We start from the raw sequence: 17,875 nt of genomic DNA on the forward strand, positions 1-17,875 counted from the left end.
GCGTCATTGCCAGGTGCAGGGATGGGGAAACCTCGCAGACGTGACGTCAATCGCGTTCCCGGCGGCTGGGCAGGCCTCGGGCGTAGGCTTTCCCGTGTGACCGCCGTTGTTCCGGAAGGCCGTCGTCTGCTGCGCATCGAAGCGCGAAACGCGGAGACGCCGATTGAGCGCAAGCCACCGTGGATCAAGGTCTCCGCGAAGATGGGGCCTGAATACACGCATCTGCGAGGACTCGTGCAACGCGAGGGCCTCCACACGGTGTGCCAGGAGGCCGGCTGTCCCAACATCTACGAGTGCTGGGAAGACCGCGAGGCGACGTTCCTCATCGGCGGCGACCAGTGCACCCGGCGGTGCGACTTCTGCCAGATCGACACCGGCAAGCCGGCCGAGTTCGACGCCGACGAGCCGCGCCGGGTCGCCGAGTCGGTGGCGACGATGGGCCTGCGCTACGCGACGGTGACCGGGGTCGCCCGCGACGACCTGCCCGACGGCGGTGCCTGGCTCTACGCGGAGACCGTCCGGCAGATCCACGGCCTGGTCGACGGCTGCGGCGTGGAGCTGCTCATCCCCGACTTCAACGGCGAGCCGAAGCTGCTCGCCGAGGTCTTCGAGGCCCGGCCCGAGGTCCTGGCGCACAACGTGGAGACGGTGCCGCGGATCTTCAAGCGGATCCGTCCCGCGTTCCGCTACGACCGTTCCCTCGACGTGATCACCCAGGCCCGCACGGCCGGTCTGGTCACGAAGTCCAACCTGATCCTGGGCATGGGCGAGGAGCGCGCCGAGGTCTCCCAGGCGCTGCGCGACCTGCACGAGGCGGGCTGCGAGCTGGTGACCGTCACGCAGTACCTGCGCCCGACGCCGCGGCACCACCCGGTGGAGCGCTGGGTGAAGCCGGAGGAGTTCGTCGAGCTGGCGCAGGAGGCCGAGCAGATCGGCTTCGCCGGGGTGCTGAGCGGGCCGCTGGTGCGCTCCTCCTACCGCGCCGGCCGGCTCTACCGTCAGGCCCTCGAGAGCCGGGCGCTGAAGGCGTGAGCGGCCAGCGGAGCGGCTCGGGCCGCGAACCTGGATGAGCAGTCTTGACTCAGGCCGACGCCGGAGCCAAGCGGAGGTGGCGGCGTGAGCGGCCAGCGGAGCGGCTCGGGCCGCTCACCGGCATCGCAGGATCGGTCAGCGCCGACGCCGAAGGCGGCGGTGTGACGACCTCCCACTAGAGTGGGAGGTATGGCAAAGGCCCAGGAGCCGGAGAAGGTCTCCTTCTTCACTCGGCTCAAGCAGATCGGCATGGTGTTCTCCTTCACCGCCAAGCGCGACAAGCTGTTCGTCCCGCTTGTCCTGGTGGTGATCCTCGTGCCGCTCATCGCCGTCGGCGTCGCCGTCGCGCTGGGCGTGTCCTGGGTGTGGGCGCCGATCGGGGTCCTGGCCGCACTGCTGGGCACGGTCATCGTGCTCAACCTGCGCTCACAGAAGGCCATGATGCGCGAGGCCGAGGGGCAGCCCGGCGCGGCCGCCTCCATCATCGAGAACATGCGCGGCGACTGGCGGGTCACCCCGGCGATCGTCTCCACGACGCAGTTCGACATGGTGCACCTGGTCATCGGCCGGCCCGGCGTGATCCTGCTCGGCGAGGGCAATCCGTCGCGGGTCCGCGGCCTGATCAACCAGGAGCGCCGCCGCTTGGTGAAGGTCATCGGCAACGCCGACCTGCGCGACTTCGTGATCGGCAACGAAGAGGGCCAGCTGCCGCTCGCGAAGCTGCGCAACACCCTCGTCCGGCTGCCGCGTACGATCACCGGCAAGGACGTCAACGCGCTCGACAAGCGGCTCACCGCCCTGTCGGCGCGGCCGCAGATGCCCCGCGGCGCGATGCCCAAGAACATGAAGCCGCCGAAGGGCGCGTTCAAGGCGATGCGCGGGCGCTGAGCCCGCCCCTACGAGGCCGCCGGTGCCGTGGTCACCACCCACGAGCCGGCGGCTTTGTCGTGCCACCCGCGACCGTCCTTGTCCATGATCAGCGCCGGCACGGCCAGCAGCAGCAACGCACCCCGCATGATGGCCCTCGGCACGCCGATCGGCCCGCCTGTGGCCATTGACACACAGCGGATGCTGAAGAGGCGCATCCCGAGGGTCTGGGCGAAAAAGCCGAGGAACAGCCCGTACACCACCAGCAGGAGGCCGGGCGCGAGCCATGGCGCCTCCACCGGATCGGCGAACGCCCTGCTGATGAGCAGGCACAGCAGCCAGTCGACCAGCAGCGCGCCGAACCGTCTGGACAGCGATGCCGCGATGAGTTCCACGGCGGGTCAGCCTACCGGCCGATCACCCCTCGGTGATCTGGGCGAACCGGTGGCGCCGAAACACAGTGGAAACAATCGAGACATGCCCGGGCAATCGCACAGTTCTACGGTCGCGACCAACCAGCCACCTTCACACTGAAGTGATCACCACGACTGGCATTGCCTGCGACCTGGAGGACGAGTGTTCGCCAATTCTGACGAGCTGCTGCGATACGTGAAGGACGAGGGCGTCCGCTTCGTCGACGTTCGCTTCTGTGACCTGCCGGGCGTCATGCAGCACTTCAATGTCCCCGCCGAGTCGTTCGACGAGAGCGTGTTCAGCGACGGCCTCGCCTTCGACGGCTCGTCCATCCGTGGCTTCCAGGCGATCCACGAGTCGGACATGATGCTGCTGCCCGACGTGACGTCGGCCTTCATCGACCCGTTCCGGATCGAGAAGACCCTGGCGCTCAACTTCTTCATCCACGACCCGTTCACGCGTGAGGCGTACTCCCGTGACCCGCGCAACGTGGCGAAGAAGGCGGAGGCCTACCTCAAGTCGAGCGGCATCGCCGACACCGCCTACTTCGGCCCCGAGGCCGAGTTCTACATCTTCGACTCGATCCGGCACGAGACGTCGGCCAACCAGGCCTACTACTACATCGACTCGGTCGAGGGCTGGTGGAACTCCGGCAAGGACGAGCCGGGCGGCAACCGGGGTTACAAGACCGCCTACAAGGGTGGCTACTTCCCGGTCCCGCCGGTCGACCACTACGCCGACCTGCGTGACCAGATCGTCCAGCGCCTGATCGGCGCCGGCTTCATCGTGGAGCGCTCGCACCACGAGGTCGGCACCGCCGGCCAGGCCGAGATCAACTACCGGTTCGGCACCCTGCTGCAGTCCGGCGACCAGCTGCAGCTCTTCAAGTACATCGTGAAGAACGTCGCCTGGCACGCCGGCAAGACCGCGACCTTCATGCCCAAGCCGCTCTTCGGCGACAACGGCTCCGGCATGCACACCCACCAGTCCCTCTGGCTGGGTGGCGAGCCGCTGTTCTACGACGAGGCCGGCTACGGCGGCCTGTCCGACACGGCCCGCTGGTACATCGGCGGCCTGCTGCACCACGCGCCGTCGCTGCTCGCCTTCACCAACCCGACGGTGAACTCCTACCGCCGCCTGGTCCCCGGCTACGAGGCCCCGGTCAACCTGGTCTACTCGCAGCGCAACCGGTCCGCCTGCACCCGTATCCCGGTGACGGGCACCAACGCCAAGGCCAAGCGCGTCGAGTTCCGCGTGCCGGACCCGTCGGCCAACGTCTACCTGGCCTTCGCCTCCATGCTGATGGCCGGCCTGGACGGCATCAAGAACAAGATCGAGCCCCCGGCGCCGATCGACAAGGACCTCTACGACCTTCCGCCGGAGGAGGTCGCCAACGTCAAGCAGGTCCCCGGCTCGCTCGACGAGGTCCTCAACTCCCTCGAAGGCGACCACGGCTTCCTCCTCGAGGGCGGCGTGTTCACCCAGGACCTGATCGACACCTGGATCTCCTACAAGCGCGCCAACGAGGTCGACCCGGTGCGCCTGCGCCCGACCCCGCACGAGTTCGCCATGTACTACGACGTGTGAGTCGCGTCAGCGCTCTGACCTGGGCCTCGACCCGCTGACACGATCGCGGGAACAGCTCCGGTGCACCGCACGCAACGGCGGTCATGTCCGGCTCTCAGCCGGGGGTGGCCGCCGTTTCGCGTGTGCCGGGCGGGCCCGCCCATGATCCGGAAGACCTCGTGTAGCGAGGGGTGCACAAGATCTTCCGGATCACGGAAGCGGGCGGGGAGGACGGAGGGCTCTAGGCGCTGAAGATGCGCTCGACGGCCTGGCGGGCGCGGCGGGCGACGCGGAGGTACTCGTCCAGGAACTCCTGCGGCTCGACGCCGCCCAGGATTCTCGCCACCGCGGCCAGGTCCGGGCCCTGCCGCGGCAGCTGGTCGGTGGCGCGGCCGCGGACCAGCGTCAGCAGGTTGCGGATCCGGGACGCCTGCTCCCAGGCGGCGCGCAGGCCGGCCGCGTCGGCGGGGTCGAGCAGACCCGCCTCGGTGGCCGCGGACAGGGCATCCAGGGTGCGGGTGGTGCGCAGCGCGGGCACGGCGCGGCCGTGCTGGAGCTGCAGCAGCTGGACGGTCCACTCGACGTCGGCGAGGCCGCCACGGCCGAGTTTCGTGTGGGTGGCCGGGTCGGCGCCGCGGGGCAGCCGTTCGCTGTCGACGCGGGCCTTGAGGCGGCGGATCTCGTGGATCTGGTCGCGGGTGAGGCCGCCCTCGGGGAAGCGCATCGTGTCGGCGAGGGCGAGGAAGCGGGTGCCGAGGTCCTCCGAGCCGGCCACATGCCGGGCCCGGAGCAGGGCCTGCGCCTCCCAGACCTTCGACCAGCGGGCGTAGTACTGCTGGTAGGCGCCGAGGCTGCGCACCAGGGGGCCCTGGCGGCCCTCGGGGCGCAGGTCGGCGTCGACGCCGAGTGGCGGGTCCGGGGCGGGGCGGGCGAGCAGGCGGCGGAGGTCCTCGGCGACGGTGAGGGCGAGCCCGCTGGCGGCGTCGTCGGCCAGGCCGGGCGGGGGTTCGTAGACGAAGAGGACGTCGGCGTCGGAGGGGTAGCTGGTCTCCTCGCCGCCGAGGCGGCCCATGCCGACGATGGCGAAGTCCAGACCGGCGGCGGCGGTGACGTCCAGCGTGGCGCGCAGCGTGGCGTCGATGACGGCGGACAGGGCGACGCCGACGGCGGAGACGTCGAGGAAGCCGAGCAGGTCGGCGCAGGCGATCCGGAACAGCTCGCGGCGGCGGGACGCGCGCACGGCGTTGATCGCGGTCTCGGGGTCGTCGTGGCGGGCGGCGGCGGCGGCGAACTGGGCGGCGAGTTGCGTGGCGGTGCGGGGGACGAGTTCGGCGTCGTCGGCGAGGAGCCGCAGCGCCTCCGGGTCGTGCACGAGGAGTTCGGTGACGTACCGGGACAGGGCGAGGAGCCGGGCCAGCCGCAGCGCCACCGGGCCCTCGTCGCGCAGGAGCCGCAGATACCAGGGGGTGTTGCCGAGCTTGTCGGACACCTGCCGGTAGGCGAGCAGCCCGCGGTCGGGTTCGGGGGCGTCGGCGAACTCGCTGAGCAGGACCGGCAGCAGCTGGCGCTGGATCGCGGCGGTCCGGGACACGCCGCCGGTCAGGGCCTCGATGTGGCGCAGCGCGCCGGCCGGGTCGGCGAACCCGAGCAGCTCCAGGCGGGCCTTGGCGGCGGTGGCGGTGAGCCGCAGCTGCTCGCTGGGGACGCGGGCGACGGCTTCGAGCAGCGGCCGGTACAGCAGCTTCGCGTGCAGCCGGCGGACCTCCTGGGCGTGGCGGACCCAGTCGGCGCGGAAGGACTCGACGGCGTCGCGGGCGGCGTTGGGCCGGTAGTTCAGGGCGTGGGCGAGCCAGCGCAGGGCGGCGGGGTCGTCGGGCACGGTGTGGGTGCGGCGCAGGCGCTGCAGCTGGAGGCGGTGTTCGACGGTGCGCAGGAAGCGGTACGCCCGCAGCAGCGCCTCGCCGTCGGCGAGGCCGACGTAGCCGCCCTCGATGAGGCCGCGCAGGCCGGTGATGGTGGTCGGGGTGCGCAGCGACTCGTCGGCGCGGCCGTGCACGAGCTGCAGCAGCTGCACCGCGAACTCGATGTCGCGCAGGCCGCCGGGGCCGCGTTTGATCTCGCGGTCGACCTCGGTGCGCGGGATCTGCTCGATGATGCGCCGGCGCATCGCGCGGACCTCGTCGACGGCTTCGGGGCGCTCGGCGGCGGACCAGATGAGCGGCTGCAGTTCCTGCAGCCAGCGGGCGCCGAGGGCCAGGTCGCCGGCGGCGGGCCGGGCCTTCAGCAGAGCCTGGAACTCCCAGGTCTTGGCCCATTTGCGGTAGTACGCGAGGTGTGAGGCGACGGTCCGCACGAGCGCGCCGCGGCTGCCCTCGGGGCGCAGGGCGGCGTCGACGGGCCACGCGACGAAGCCGCAGATCTCCATGAGCCGGGCGGCGAGGGTGCTGCCGGCCCGCATCGCGACCTCGACGTCGATGCCGTCGTGGGGCTCGGCGACGTACACGACGTCGACGTCGCTGACGTAGTTGAGTTCGAGGCCGCCGCACTTGCCCATCGCGACCACCGCGAGGGTGCAGCTGCCGGCCAGCAGCGGATGCTCGGCGGAGGCGATCGCCAGCGCGGCGGCGAGGGTCGCGTCGGCGAGTTCGGTCAGGCGGCGCATCGTGACGTCGACGTCGGCAGCCCCGGTCAGGTCGGCCGCGACGATGCGCAGGAGCTCCCGCCGGTACCCGTCGCGCAGCAGCGGCACCGTGGTCACGTCGCGGGTGCTGTAGCCGGCCGGGCGCTTGTTCTGCTCGCCCTGCAGTTCCTTCCAGTCCGCGGGGTTGGACACGAGCAGGTCACCGAGGGTCGCGGACACGCCGAGCACCCCGATGAGCCGCCGGCGGACCAGACGGTCGGTGAGGACGGCCTCGCGGACCTCGTCGCCGGCGACCTCGACCAGCCGGTGCAGCTGGAACAGCGCCAGGTCGGGGTCGGCGGCGAAGTACAGCGTCTCGAGCAGCGTCGCGGCGTCGTCGTCGGCGGGGCGGCGGGCCTCCGGGTCCCACAGGCGCAGGCCGTCGGGCCCGGCGAGGGCAGAGGAGCGGGTGTCGTCGGTGAACCCGAACCGGGCGAGGTGGCCGGCGGGGGGCATCAGGCGGGCCCCAGCAGCGGCAGGGACCGCAGGCCGCCGTCGCCGCGCGGGACCCGGCCGAGGGCGATCGCGGCGAACCGTTCCGCGAACGGCTGCCACACCTCGGCCACGTCGTCGAGGGCCGCCTCGACGCTCTCGAGCAGCTCGATCGGGTCGATGCCGAGGTCGCCGAGGGTGCCGACGCCCTCGATCGCCCACTGCGCGAACATCGGCAGGTCGCATTCGATGTGGAACTGCAGCCCCCAGGCGACGGCGCCGATCCGGAACGCCTGCACCGGGTAGTGCGTGGAGGCGGCGAGGAGGGTCGCGGTGACCGGCAGCTCGACGATCTCGTCGTGGTGCCAGTGCAGCACGTCGGGGGCGAACGGCACCGCGGCGAAGACCGGGTCGTTGTCGGCGACGTCGCGGCGGGCGACGAGGCGCACCCCGATCTCGGGGCCGGCGGCGCTGCGTTCGACGGTGCCGCCGTGTGCCTGGGCGAGCAGTTGCGCGCCGAGGCAGATCGCGAGTGTCGGCACCTTGTGCCGGACCGCCTTGCGCAGCAGGCCGTCGAGCTGGGCGAACCACGGCGCGGCCCGCTGCCCGTCGGCGTCGGCGAACGCGTCCTGCTCGCCGCCGAGGACGACGAGCGCGGCGTAGCCGTCCAGGTCGGCGGGCAGCGGGTCGCCGGCGTGGGGGCGCACCACGGCCAGTTCGAGGCCGCCGCCGGTGAGCCAGCCGGCGAGGCGTCCCGGCCCGTCGCTGGGGTCGTTCTCCACCACGAGCGCCACCCGTCCCCGCGGGGACCCTTCGATCGTCACGACCCGACAATAACGACCGTGGAAGCGTTGAAGGCCGGGGATGCCGTCATGCTCGTGTCGCCGTCGGGGCCGACCGTCCCGGAGCGGGTGGCCCGCGGTGTCGAGCTGCTGTCGAGTTGGGGGCTGGACGTGCGGGTGGGGCGGCACGTGTTCGACCGGGCCGGCTACCTGGCGGGTCACGACGAGGACCGGCTCCGCGACCTCAACGCGGCCCTCGAAGATCCAGAGACAAAGGCGGTCGTGTGTACGAGGGGTGGCTACGGCGCCCAGCGCATCGTCGACCGGGTGCGGCCGGGTGCCCCGAAGCACCTCGTGGGGTTCTCCGACATCACGGCGCTGCAGCTGGCGGTGTGGCGGCGCGGCGGGTGGCCGAGTGTGCACGGGCCGGGTGCGGCATGGTTCGACGACCGGCTCCCGGCGGAGTCGGCGTCGTCGCTGCGGGAGGCGTTGTTCACGTCGGGCCCGCTGAGGTCGTACACCACCCGAAATGAGGAGACGAGCGCCGTGACGGTGCCCGGGCCGGTCGTGCGAGGGGTGCTGCTGGGCGGGAACCTTTCGATGCTCGCCAGCACGGTCGGCACCCCGGACATGCCTGACTTTTCCGGAAAAATCCTGCTCATCGAGGATGTGGGTGAGGCGCCCTACCGGGTCGACCGGATGCTTACGCACCTGCGACGGGCCGGCGTCCTCGACGGGGTGGCGGGGGTCGCGGTCGGGCAGTTCACCGAGTGCACGGGCGCCGGGCCCACGACCGTGGTGGACGTGCTGCGGGAGCACCTCGGCGGACTGGGGGTGCCGGTGCTGGGCGGGCTGCGGATCGGGCACGGGGTCGGGCAGGAGACCGTGGTGCTGGGCGCGCCGGCGGTCCTGGACGTGCACGTGGGCTGCCTCACCAGTCGTCTGACGGATGAGATCGGAAACAGCGCTGAGGCAGGATTGGGCCCATGAGTGAGCGGAGCGAGCGAATCATGTTGCAGCGTGGACTTGGCGCTCATGACGCCGGTGAGCGAAGCGAGGCGACGGCATGAGTTTCGTGACCACCGGGTTCGGCGGGCGGCGGCGGCAACAGGAGCCGGACCTGCCGCCCGGGCAGTATCTCGCGCACGATTTCCCCGTCCTGTCCGCCGGGCCGACGCCCCGCCTCAACACGGACCGGTGGGAGTTCGTGATCACCACCGAGGCGGGCGCGCAGACGAAGTGGACGTGGGCGGAGTTCACCGCGCTGCCGCACGAGGACGTGACCGTCGACATCCACTGCGTCACCAAGTGGTCGAAGCTGCAGACCGGCTGGCGGGGCGTGGCGATCGACACGCTCATGGAGGACGTCGAGTCGGCCGCGGACTTCGTGATGGCACACTCCTACGACGGGTACACCACCAACCTGCCGCTCGAGGACCTCCTGGACGGCAAGGCGTGGGTGGCGTACCGCTACGACGACGAGCCCCTGACGCCCGAGCACGGCGGGCCGGCCCGGCTGCTGGTGCCGCATCTGTACTTCTGGAAGTCGGCGAAGTGGGTGCACGGGCTGCGGCTGATGCTGGAGGACGAGCCGGGGTTCTGGGAGCAGGCCGGTTACCACGACTACGGAGACCCATGGCGCGAGCAGCGGTACCAGGGCGACTGAACGGCCCGGAGCGAAGCGGAGAGGCTGTTCAGCAGGAGCACAGCCGGGAGGTCAGGCGGCCGGAGCGCAGCGGAGGGCGACTGACCTGGCAGAAGGCTGTTTTGCAGGCAGCCTCGTTCGAGACGCCGACGGCACGGACATTGACCTTTGACGTTCCCGACTGGCCCGGGCACCTGCCGGGCCAGCACGTCGACGTGCGGCTGACCGCGGAAGACGGCTACACGGCGCAGCGCAGTTACTCGATCGCGTCGGCGTCCGGGTTGTCGATCACCGTGCAGCGGCTCGACGACGGTGAGGTGAGTCCGTTTTTAACGGATATTTACGACATCGGCCAGCCCGTTGAGCTGCGCGGGCCGATCGGCGGCTGGTTCGTGTGGCGGCCCACCGACCCGGCGCCGGTCCAGCTCATCGCGGGCGGCTCCGGGATCGTGCCGCTGATGGCGATGATCCGGTCGCGGGCCGAGCACGGGGTCCGGACCCCGTTCCGGCTGCTCTACTCGGTGCGCACCCCGCAGGACGTCATCTACGCCGACGAGCTGCGGCAGCGGGCCCGCGACGACCGCGGCCTCGACGTCGAATACGTCTACACCAGGGTCCGCGGCTCCCGGATCGGCGTCGCCGACGTCAACACGCACGCGTGGCCGGCCGACTTCGCGCCGGCGGTCTACGTGTGCGGGCCGACCGGCTTCGTGGAGACGGTCGCGGACATCATGGTGGCGCTCGGCCACGACGCCAGAGGCATCAAGACCGAGCGCTTCGGCTGACCTACATGATCCCCAGGTAGCGCTCGCGCTCGAAGGGGGTGACGACCCGGCGGTACTCTTCCCACTCGGTGCGCTTGTTCTTCAGGAAGAAGTCGAAGACGTGCTCGCCGAGGATCTCCGCGACCAGCTCGGAGCCGGCCATCGCGTCGACCGCCTGCGACAGGTTCTCCGGCAGCGACTCGTAGCCGGCGGCGCGCCGCTCGCCGTCGGTGAGCGCCCACACGTCGTCCTCGGCGCCCGGCGGCAGCTCGTAGCCCTGCTCGATGCCGCGCAGGCCGGCGCCGAGCATGACCGCGTAGGCCAGGTAGGGGTTGCTGGCCGAGTCCAGCGAGCGGACCTCGACGCGGGCCGAGTTGGGCTTGCCGTAGGCCGGCACCCGCACCAGGGCGGAGCGGTTGGTGTGGCCCCAGCAGACATACGCCGGGGACTCGGTGATCCGGTTCGGCAGCGTCTGCGGGAAGAGCCGCTTGTAGGAGTTGACCCACTGGTTGGTGATCGCGGTGTACTCCCGCGCGTGCACCAGCAGGCCGGCGATGAACGCCTGGCCGACCTTCGACAGCTTCATCGGGTCGCTGGCGTCGTGGAACGCGTTGCGCTCCCCCTCGAACAGCGACAGGTGCGTGTGCATGCCGCTGCCCGGCTGGTCGGTGAACGGCTTCGGCATGAAGGTGGCGTGCACCCCGTGGGAGAGCGCGACCTCCTTGATGACGTGCCGGAACGTCATGATGTTGTCGGCGGTGGTCAGCGCGTCCGCGTAGCGCAGGTCGATCTCCTGCTGGCCGGGCGCGACCTCGTGGTGGCTGAACTCGACCGAGATGCCGATCCGCTCCAGGGCGAGGACCGCCTGGCGGCGGAAGTCGCGGGCCACGGCGTGGGTGGTGTGGTCGAAGTAGCCGCCGGTGTCGACCGGGACCGGCAGCGACCCGTGCTCACCCAGCGACTCGAGCAGGAAGAACTCGATCTCGGGGTGGGTGTAGAAGGTGAACCCCTTCTCCGCCGCCCGCGACAGCGCCCGGCGCAGCACGTGGCGCGGGTCCGCCCAGGACGGCGAACCGTCCGGCAGGGTGATGTCGCAGAACATGCGGGCGCTCTCCCCCGACATGCCCCCCTCGAACGGGAACACCTGGAACGTCGTCGGGTCCGGCATGGCGACCATGTCCGACTCGTAGACCCGGGCGAAGCCCTCGATCGCCGAGCCGTCGAAGCCGATGCCCTCCTCGAACGCCGACTCGAGCTCGGCCGGCGCGACCGAGACGCTCTTCAACGTGCCAAGGACGTCGGTGAACCAGAGACGGACGAAGCGGATGTCCCGCTCTTCGAGCGTCCGGAGCACGAACTCCTGCTGACGGTCCACGGTGGTTCCCCCACGAGCTGCGGTGTCTACGGGCCTAATTCGGGCAAGTCTTGCCCGAAGGTGTTACGCACAAGTTACCGGACCTGCCCATCTCACCCGGCACTGGAGTGAACGTCACAGGAGCACCCGTGCCGGGCTTGGTCCACACTTGGGGTATGCCCCGGTTGCGACTCGCGCTCGCCCAGATCGACCCGACCGTCGGAGACCTCACCGGCAACTCGTCCCTGGTGCACGGCTGGACCAGCAAGGCCGCCGGTGCCGGCGCCCACGTGGTGGCGTTCCCGGAGATGATGCTGACCGGCTACCCGGTCGAGGACCTGGTATTCCGCCGGTCGTTCGTGGCCGCGTCCAAGCGCGCCGTCGACGACCTCGCCGCGCAGCTCGCCTCCGACGGTCTCGGCGACACCGTCGTCATCGTCGGCTACCTCGACGCCGACGAGGTCGGCCCGCGCAACGCCCTCGCCGTGCTGCACCGCGGCACGCAGGTCGCCACCTACTTCAAGCACCACCTGCCCAACTACGGCGTCTTCGACGAGGACCGCTACTTCGAGCCGGGTGACACGCTGACCGTCATCCGGGTCGGCGGCGTCGACATCGCCCTCACCATCTGTGAGGACCTCTGGCAGGAGGGCGGCCCGTTCGCCGTCGCGGCCCTCGCCGGGGTCGGGCTGGTCGTCAACATCAACGGCTCGCCGTATGAGCTGAACAAGGACGACACCCGGCTCGCCCTCGTCGCCCGCCGGGCCGCGGAGGCCCGGGCCACCGTCGCCTACGTCAACACCGTCGGCGCCCAGGACGAGCTGGTCTTCGACGGCGACTCGATGGTGGTGCGCCCCGACGGCTCGCTGATCGCCCGGGCGCAGCAGTTCGCCGAGCAGCTCATGGTCCTCGACCTGGACCTGCCGGCCGCCGCGCCGGTCCCGCCCGTCGTGGCCGGCGCCGAGCTGCGGGTCGTCAACGTCCTGATCTCCGACAGCGTGGTGGACAGCGACCAGCCGGCGCCCGCGCCGGAGATCGCCGCCCGGGTCACCGACGAGGCCGAGATCTGGCAGGCGCTGGTCCTGGGCCTGCGCGACTACGTGCGCAAGAACGGCTTCCGCGGCGTCGCGATCGCCCTGTCCGGCGGCATCGACTCCGCCGTCGTCACCGCCATCGCCTGCGACGCGCTCGGCCCCGCCAACGTGGTCGCGGTGTCGCTGCCCAGCGGGCACTCCTCGCAGCACTCCAAGGACGACGCCGAGGACATGGCCCGCCGGACCGGCCTGGACTACCGGGTCGAGCCGATCCAGCCGATGGTCGACGGCTTCCTCGCCAACATGGCCCTGTCCGGCCTCGCCGTGGAGAACCTCCAGGCCCGCGTCCGCGGCGTGATCATGATGGCGATCTCCAACCAGGAGGGCCCGCTCGTCCTGACCACGGGCAACAAGAGCGAGCTGGCGGTCGGGTATTCCACGTTGTACGGCGACTCGGTGGGCGCCTTCAACCCGCTCAAGGACGTGCCGAAGACCCTCGTCTGGAAGCTCGCCCGCTGGCGCAACGAGGAGGCCGAACGCCGCGGCGACGTGCCGCCGATCCCGGAGCGGTCGATCACCAAGCCGCCGAGCGCCGAGCTTCGCCCCGGCCAGCTCGACGCGGACTCGCTGCCCGACTACGAGGTCCTCGACGCGATCCTCGCTGGCTACGTCGACGGCGACCTCGGCCGCGACGACCTGGTCGCCGCCGGGCACGACCCGGCCGTGGTCGACAGGACGCTGCGGATGGTCGACCTCGCCGAGTACAAGCGCCGCCAGTCCGCCCCGGGCACCAAGATCTCCATCAAGGCCTTCGGCCGCGACCGCCGCCTGCCCATCACGAACAGGTTCCGCGAAGGCAGCTGACCGGCTGCCGGCGTCGCTTTCCGTGATCCGGAAGACTTCATGCACCCAGGGCTGCACAGGGTCTTCCGGATCACGGGTCAGTGGCGCAGTGACATTTCGCATGCACAGTGCCGGGCGGCGGGGTGCGGTGCGACCATCGGGGTGTAAGGCCCGGGGACCCCGGATCAGGGGCCTCGAGGAACCCGAAGGAGGACACTGATGTCCGAAGTCCAGTCGCTGTACGGCGGTGCCGTCAACCGCCGGGTGCGCACCAGGGACCTGCTCGCCGCCAAGGAGCGGGGTGAGCGGTGGCCGATGCTGACGTCGTACGACCAGTACACGGCCGGCATCTTCGACGAGGCCGGAATCCCGGTCCTGCTGGTCGGCGACTCCGCCGCCAACAACGTGTACGGCTACGCCTCGACGGTCTCCGTGACCGAGGACGAGCTGCTGCCGCTGGTGCGGGCGGTCGTCCGCTCCACCCGCCGGGCGCTCGTCGTCGGGGACCTGCCGTTCGGGTCGTACGAGGAGGGGCCGGTGCAGGCGCTGCGCACCGGCGTGCGGTTCATGAAGGAGGGCGGCTGCCACGCCGTCAAGCTGGAGGGCGGGGTGCGGGTCGCGCCGCAGATCGCCGCACTGACCGGGGCCGGCATCCCGGTGATGGCGCACATCGGGTTCACGCCGCAGAGCGAGCACGCGATCGGTGGGTTCCGGGTGCAGGGCCGCGGTGACGCCGCCGACGAGGTGATCGCCGACGCGCACGCGGTCGCGGAGGCCGGCGCGTTCGCGGTGGTCCTGGAGATGGTGCCGGGCGAGGTCGCCAAGCGCGTCACGCACGAGCTGCGGATCCCCACGATCGGCATCGGGGCCGGCGCGGAGACCGACGCCCAGGTGCTCGTCTGGCAGGACATGGCTGGGCTGCGCACGGGGAAGGCGCCGCGGTTCGTGAAGGCGTACGCGGACCTGGCCGGCGCGCTCGGCGACGCCACCCGCGCGTTCGCCGACGAGGTGCGCTCCGGTGTCTTCCCGGCCCAGGAACACACCTTCTGAACCGCTGGAACTCGAGGGTGAGACCAGCTGGCGCAGGTCCTGCGCCAGCTGGGTCGCGGCGGCTGGGGCCGGACCGTTCTCAGATCGACACGTCGAGCCGTTCGAGGCCCCTGATCACGTAGCCGGGCTTCCACTGCGGTTCCCGCTCCAGGCGCAGCCCGGGGGCCTTGGCCAGCAGCGCGCCGAACGACGCGACGAGCTCGATCCGCGCGAGGGGGGCGCCCAGGCAGTAGTGGATGCCGGCGCCGAAGGAGATGTGCGGGTTGTCGCGGCGCTCGATGTCGAGGTGCTCCGGGTCGGCGAACACGGCCGGGTCGTGGTTGGCGGAGCCGAACAGCAGCGCGACCTCCTGCCCTTTGCGGATCGTGTGGCCGTGCAGCTCGATGTCCTCAAGGACCCATCGTTCGAACATCTGCAGTGGCGTGTCGAAGCGCATCAGTTCCTCGATTGCCACCGGTACCAACGCCGCGTTTGTCCGAAGTTTTTGCAGTTGATCGGGATTGCGGAACAGGGCCCACCAGCCGTTGCCCGTCACATTGACGGTGGCCTCATGCCCGGCGTTGAGCAGCAGCACGCAGGTGCCGATGAGCTCGTCCTCGCTCAGCCCCTCGACCGCCGCGAGGGCGCTGACCAGGTCGTCCTGCGGATCGGCGGCCCGGCGCCGGGCCAGCCCGCGCAGGTAGTCGGAGAATTCCTCGGCGGCGCGGACCGCCGCAGCCGCCGTGTCCCGGGACGGGTTCAGCTCGTACATCCCGCAGATCGCCGCCGACCAGGGCCGCAGCAGGTGCCGGTCCGCCTCGGGGACGCCCAGCAGCTCCGCGATGACGGTCACCGGCAGCGGCTCGGCGACCTCCTCGATCAGGTCCCCGCCGCCCTTGGCGACGAACGCGTCGACCAGTCCGTCGGCGAGGCGCTGCACCACCGGCCGCAGGGCCTCGACCCGCCGCGGCGTGAACGCCTGCGACACGAGCCGCCGCAGCCGGGTGTGGTCCGGCGGCTCCCGGTCCAGCATGCCGTTGTTGTTGAGCTTCCAGAACGGCTCGTCCTGCGCCGGCGGGGCGGTGCGGCCCATCTCCTCGTGCGTGGCGACGTGCAGGTAGGTGCGGCCCAGCCGGCGGTCCCGCAGCAGCGCGTTGACGTCCTCGTGCCGCGACACCAGGAACTGGCCGCTCGGCTCGAACCAGCTGACCGGGTCGTGCTCCCGCAGCCGGCGGTACGCCTCGTACGGGTGCGCGACGAACGCCGGCGACCACGGGTCGAACGTGCTCACAGGTCCGTCACCCGCACGCCGGCGTGCACCTTGTAGCGCTTGTTGATCGCGATCAGGTTGGCCGTGAGCGCCTCGACCTGCCCCGCGTTGCGCAGCCGGCCGGCGAACACGCCCCGCATCCCCTCGACCCGCTGGGCGATGGCCTGCACCTGCGCGGCCGCGTCCCGGTCGTCGCCGAGGACCAGCACGTCCAGGTCGATCTTCTCGATCTCCGGGTCGGTCAGCAGCGCCGCGCTGACGTGGTGGAACGCGGCGCACACCCGCGCCTCCGGCAGCAGCGTCGCGGCCTGCTCGGCGGCGCTGCCCTCCTCGACCCGCAGCGCGTAGGGCCCCTGCTTGTCGAACCCGAGCGGGTTCACGCAGTCGACCACGATCTTGTTCTGGACGAGGAGCGGCGCCAGCTCCGCGAGGGTCGCCGCGTGCCCTTCCCACGGCACCGCGATCACGACCACGTCGGCCTGGCAGGCGAACGCGTTGTCGCCGCCCTCGGCGTTCCTGGTGACGCCGGGCAGCGCGTTGAGCTCCTCCGCCGCCTGCGCACCGCGTTCGGTCGAGCGCGACCCGACCAGCACCTGCAGCCCGGCCCGGGCGAACCGGTATGCGAGGCCGCGGCCCTGCGGCCCGGTGCCACCGATGATGCCCACCCGCAGCGCCGACACGTCGGGCAGTTCGATCTGCTCGTAGCTCATGACTCAAGTCTTACCGTGTGGAAGAGCACCTTGCGGTGGGTGGGGTCCGCCTCGGTGAGTTTGACCCGGATCCGCTCCCCCAGCGGGAGCCCCTCACCCTCGCACCGCGCCCGCACCGGCGGCTCGTCCAGGGCGATGTCCGCGCGGTGCTTGTCCACGTCGAGCACCGCGGCGTCGAACTCCTCACCGATGCGGTGCTGCAGCAGCACCGCCTCCACCAGGTCGACGGCGCCGCGCTCGGCGGCGTTGGCGACCCGGTCGGTGCGGCTCATCACCTCCGGCAGCCGCGGCAACGCCTCCCGCGCCCACTGCGGCACCGTGGTCCCGTTGTGCAGGGCGAGGCACACCTCGGTGACGTACCGGTCGGCGAGGCGGCGCAGCGGGGCTGTCACGTGGGCGTACGGGGCCGCCACGGCGCCGTGCAGCGGCTGCTCCGGCACCTGCCCGTCGAACGGGGTGTAGCCGGCGCCGCGCATCATCTCCGCGGCCTGGTCGATGAGCGCCGCCGCCCGCGGCTCCATCGGGTCGAGCCCCGCGATGACCTCGCCAGGACCTTTTCCAGCGGGCCAGTCCAGGCGCAGCGCCTGCGCCGCCAGCCGCAGTCGGCGCACCGCCTCCTCCGCCGGCGGCGGCATGGTGCGCAGCAGCCCGATGCCGTGCTTGAGCATGATCTGCGCGGCGGCCATCCCGGTCAGCAGCGAGATCTGCGCGTTGAACTCCTCGACCGGCACCGGTCCCCGGATCTCGAGCCGCCAGCCGTCGCCGTCGGGCTCGATCTCCTGCTCCGGCATCGGCAGGTTCACCGCGCCCCGCTCGAGGCCCCTCTTGACGAGGAGCCGCCCGATCTCCGGCAACAGCGCGACCGACGGGTGCGGGGTGCCCCCGTCGACGTCGCGCTGGACCTGCTCGTAGTTGAGCTTCGCCCGGCTGCGCACGGTGGCCCGCCGGACGTCGACGCCCGTCGTCGCGCCGTGCTCGTCGAGGTCGATGGTCCACACGACGGCGGGCCGGTCCTGGTCCGGCAGGAGGCTCGCGGCGCCCTCACTGAGCACCGCCGGGTGCAGCGGCACCTTGCCGTCGGGCAGGTACACCGTCTGCCCCCGCCGCCAGCTCTCGGCTTCGATCGCGGGCGCCGCGCTCGTGAACGCGGCGACGTCGGCGATCGCGTAGGACACCCGGTAGCCGCCGTCCTGCTTTTGCAGCAGCAACGCCTGGTCGAGGTCCTTGGACGTCGGCGGGTCGATCGTCACGAACTCCAGCGCGGTGCGGTCCTCGCGGTCCCCGTGCCGGTCCTTCGCGGCGGCCTCGGCCTCCCGGTCGGCCGCCTCGGGGAACGCGGTGGGCAGGTCGAGCTCTCGGCGCAGCCCGGAGAAGTCGATGCGGGCGGCTCGGATACGTCGTAAGGCCACGGCACAGTCTTACACCGGCACCGCAAAAAGCGGCGGCGCCGCGG

Annotated in this window: 15 protein-coding genes; 8 read left to right on the forward strand and 7 right to left on the reverse strand. The window is 71.4% G+C overall.

The genetic code is table 11. From position 1 onward, the window contains the following. Window positions 1-21 precede the first annotated feature (21 nt). Both lipA and ACFPIJ_RS20625 read left to right on the forward strand, forming a co-directional pair. Window positions 22-1,032 (forward strand): lipoyl synthase, encoded by a 1,011-nt coding sequence (lipA, locus tag ACFPIJ_RS20620; RefSeq protein WP_380116771.1) that lies wholly within the window; start codon window positions 22-24, stop codon window positions 1,030-1,032. Between the two features lie 189 nt (window positions 1,033-1,221). Next, entirely contained in the window at window positions 1,222-1,920 is a 699-nt protein-coding gene (locus tag ACFPIJ_RS20625; RefSeq protein WP_327009041.1) for a DUF4191 domain-containing protein, read from the forward strand. Window positions 1,921-1,928: 8 nt separating this feature from the next. Here ACFPIJ_RS20625 and ACFPIJ_RS20630 read toward each other — a convergent pair whose 3' ends face one another. Beyond that, the gene (locus ACFPIJ_RS20630; RefSeq protein WP_380116772.1) at window positions 1,929-2,294 is read right to left on the reverse strand and encodes an RDD family protein; all 366 of its coding nucleotides are present in this window, start codon (window positions 2,292-2,294) and stop codon (window positions 1,929-1,931) included. Between the two features lie 181 nt (window positions 2,295-2,475). Between ACFPIJ_RS20630 and glnA (ACFPIJ_RS20635) the strand changes: the two genes are divergently transcribed. Continuing rightward, entirely contained in the window at window positions 2,476-3,900 is a 1,425-nt protein-coding gene (glnA, locus tag ACFPIJ_RS20635; protein WP_380116773.1) for a type I glutamate--ammonia ligase, read from the forward strand. A gap of 220 nt (window positions 3,901-4,120) precedes the next feature. On the opposite strand, the gene ACFPIJ_RS20640 is transcribed toward glnA (ACFPIJ_RS20635), so the two are convergent. Continuing rightward, the gene (locus ACFPIJ_RS20640) at window positions 4,121-7,015 is read right to left on the reverse strand and encodes a bifunctional [glutamine synthetase] adenylyltransferase/[glutamine synthetase]-adenylyl-L-tyrosine phosphorylase (protein ID WP_380116774.1); all 2,895 of its coding nucleotides are present in this window, start codon (window positions 7,013-7,015) and stop codon (window positions 4,121-4,123) included. Continuing rightward, window positions 7,015-7,815 (reverse strand): type 1 glutamine amidotransferase, encoded by an 801-nt coding sequence (locus ACFPIJ_RS20645; RefSeq protein WP_380116775.1) that lies wholly within the window; start codon window positions 7,813-7,815, stop codon window positions 7,015-7,017. Before ACFPIJ_RS20645 ends, ACFPIJ_RS20640 begins: the two co-directional genes overlap by 1 nt. Before the next feature lie 48 nt (window positions 7,816-7,863). Between ACFPIJ_RS20645 and ACFPIJ_RS20650 the strand changes: the two genes are divergently transcribed. The 3 genes from ACFPIJ_RS20650 to ACFPIJ_RS20660 all read left to right on the forward strand — a co-directional run bounded on the left by ACFPIJ_RS20650 (window position 7,864) and on the right by ACFPIJ_RS20660 (window position 10,203). Continuing rightward, window positions 7,864-8,763 (forward strand): S66 peptidase family protein, encoded by a 900-nt coding sequence (locus ACFPIJ_RS20650; protein ID WP_380116841.1) that lies wholly within the window; start codon window positions 7,864-7,866, stop codon window positions 8,761-8,763. Window positions 8,764-8,839: 76 nt separating this feature from the next. Then, the gene (locus tag ACFPIJ_RS20655; protein ID WP_380116776.1) at window positions 8,840-9,439 is read left to right on the forward strand and encodes a sulfite oxidase-like oxidoreductase; all 600 of its coding nucleotides are present in this window, start codon (window positions 8,840-8,842) and stop codon (window positions 9,437-9,439) included. Window positions 9,440-9,540: 101 nt separating this feature from the next. Then, window positions 9,541-10,203 (forward strand): ferredoxin reductase, encoded by a 663-nt coding sequence (locus tag ACFPIJ_RS20660; RefSeq protein WP_380116777.1) that lies wholly within the window; start codon window positions 9,541-9,543, stop codon window positions 10,201-10,203. 1 nt (window position 10,204) lies between these two features. Here ACFPIJ_RS20660 and glnA (ACFPIJ_RS20665) read toward each other — a convergent pair whose 3' ends face one another. After that, window positions 10,205-11,557: a type I glutamate--ammonia ligase gene (glnA, locus tag ACFPIJ_RS20665; protein ID WP_380116778.1), complete on the reverse strand. Its 1,353-nt coding sequence runs from the start codon at window positions 11,555-11,557 to the stop codon at window positions 10,205-10,207. Window positions 11,558-11,712: 155 nt separating this feature from the next. Between glnA (ACFPIJ_RS20665) and ACFPIJ_RS20670 the strand changes: the two genes are divergently transcribed. Together ACFPIJ_RS20670 and panB are read left to right on the forward strand one after the other, a co-directional pair. Further along, on the forward strand, window positions 11,713-13,434 hold the full coding sequence (locus ACFPIJ_RS20670; protein ID WP_380116779.1) for an NAD+ synthase: 1,722 nt from the start codon (window positions 11,713-11,715) through the stop codon (window positions 13,432-13,434). Window positions 13,435-13,632: 198 nt separating this feature from the next. Further along, a complete protein-coding gene (panB, locus tag ACFPIJ_RS20675; RefSeq protein ID WP_380116780.1) occupies window positions 13,633-14,463 on the forward strand; it encodes a 3-methyl-2-oxobutanoate hydroxymethyltransferase in 831 nt (276 codons plus the stop codon). Window positions 14,464-14,542: 79 nt separating this feature from the next. On the opposite strand, the gene ACFPIJ_RS20680 is transcribed toward panB, so the two are convergent. From ACFPIJ_RS20680 to ACFPIJ_RS20690, 3 genes are read right to left on the reverse strand one after another with little or no spacing between them, the layout of a single operon-like run. Then, window positions 14,543-15,733 (reverse strand): cytochrome P450, encoded by a 1,191-nt coding sequence (locus tag ACFPIJ_RS20680; RefSeq protein WP_380116781.1) that lies wholly within the window; start codon window positions 15,731-15,733, stop codon window positions 14,543-14,545. Continuing rightward, the gene (npdG, locus tag ACFPIJ_RS20685; RefSeq protein WP_380116782.1) at window positions 15,730-16,422 is read right to left on the reverse strand and encodes an NADPH-dependent F420 reductase; all 693 of its coding nucleotides are present in this window, start codon (window positions 16,420-16,422) and stop codon (window positions 15,730-15,732) included. Before npdG ends, ACFPIJ_RS20680 begins: the two co-directional genes overlap by 4 nt. Next, window positions 16,419-17,831 carry an RNB domain-containing ribonuclease gene (locus ACFPIJ_RS20690; protein ID WP_380116783.1) on the reverse strand — a complete coding sequence of 471 codons (1,413 nt, stop codon included), beginning with the start codon at window positions 17,829-17,831 and terminating at the stop codon, window positions 16,419-16,421. Before ACFPIJ_RS20690 ends, npdG begins: the two co-directional genes overlap by 4 nt. Window positions 17,832-17,875: the final 44 nt, after the last annotated feature.

The organism is Dactylosporangium cerinum (genome assembly GCF_042653625.1).
GTDB lineage: Bacteria > Actinomycetota > Actinomycetes > Mycobacteriales > Micromonosporaceae > Dactylosporangium > Dactylosporangium cerinum.

Bases quoted from the DNA above. Each gene is read 5' to 3' on its own strand.
- lipA (WP_380116771.1), top strand. From the start codon at position 22: ATGGGGAAACCTCGCAGACGTGACGTCAATCGCGTTCCCGGCGGCTGG.
- npdG (WP_380116782.1), bottom strand. From the start codon at position 16,422: ATGAGCTACGAGCAGATCGAACTGCCCGACGTGTCGGCGCTGCGGGTG.
- ACFPIJ_RS20655 (WP_380116776.1), top strand. From the start codon at position 8,840: ATGAGTTTCGTGACCACCGGGTTCGGCGGGCGGCGGCGGCAACAGGAG.
- panB (WP_380116780.1), top strand. From the start codon at position 13,633: ATGTCCGAAGTCCAGTCGCTGTACGGCGGTGCCGTCAACCGCCGGGTG.
- ACFPIJ_RS20640 (WP_380116774.1), bottom strand. From the start codon at position 7,015: ATGCCCCCCGCCGGCCACCTCGCCCGGTTCGGGTTCACCGACGACACC.
- ACFPIJ_RS20650 (WP_380116841.1), top strand. From the start codon at position 7,864: ATGCTCGTGTCGCCGTCGGGGCCGACCGTCCCGGAGCGGGTGGCCCGC.
- ACFPIJ_RS20625 (WP_327009041.1), top strand. From the start codon at position 1,222: ATGGCAAAGGCCCAGGAGCCGGAGAAGGTCTCCTTCTTCACTCGGCTC.
- ACFPIJ_RS20670 (WP_380116779.1), top strand. From the start codon at position 11,713: ATGCCCCGGTTGCGACTCGCGCTCGCCCAGATCGACCCGACCGTCGGA.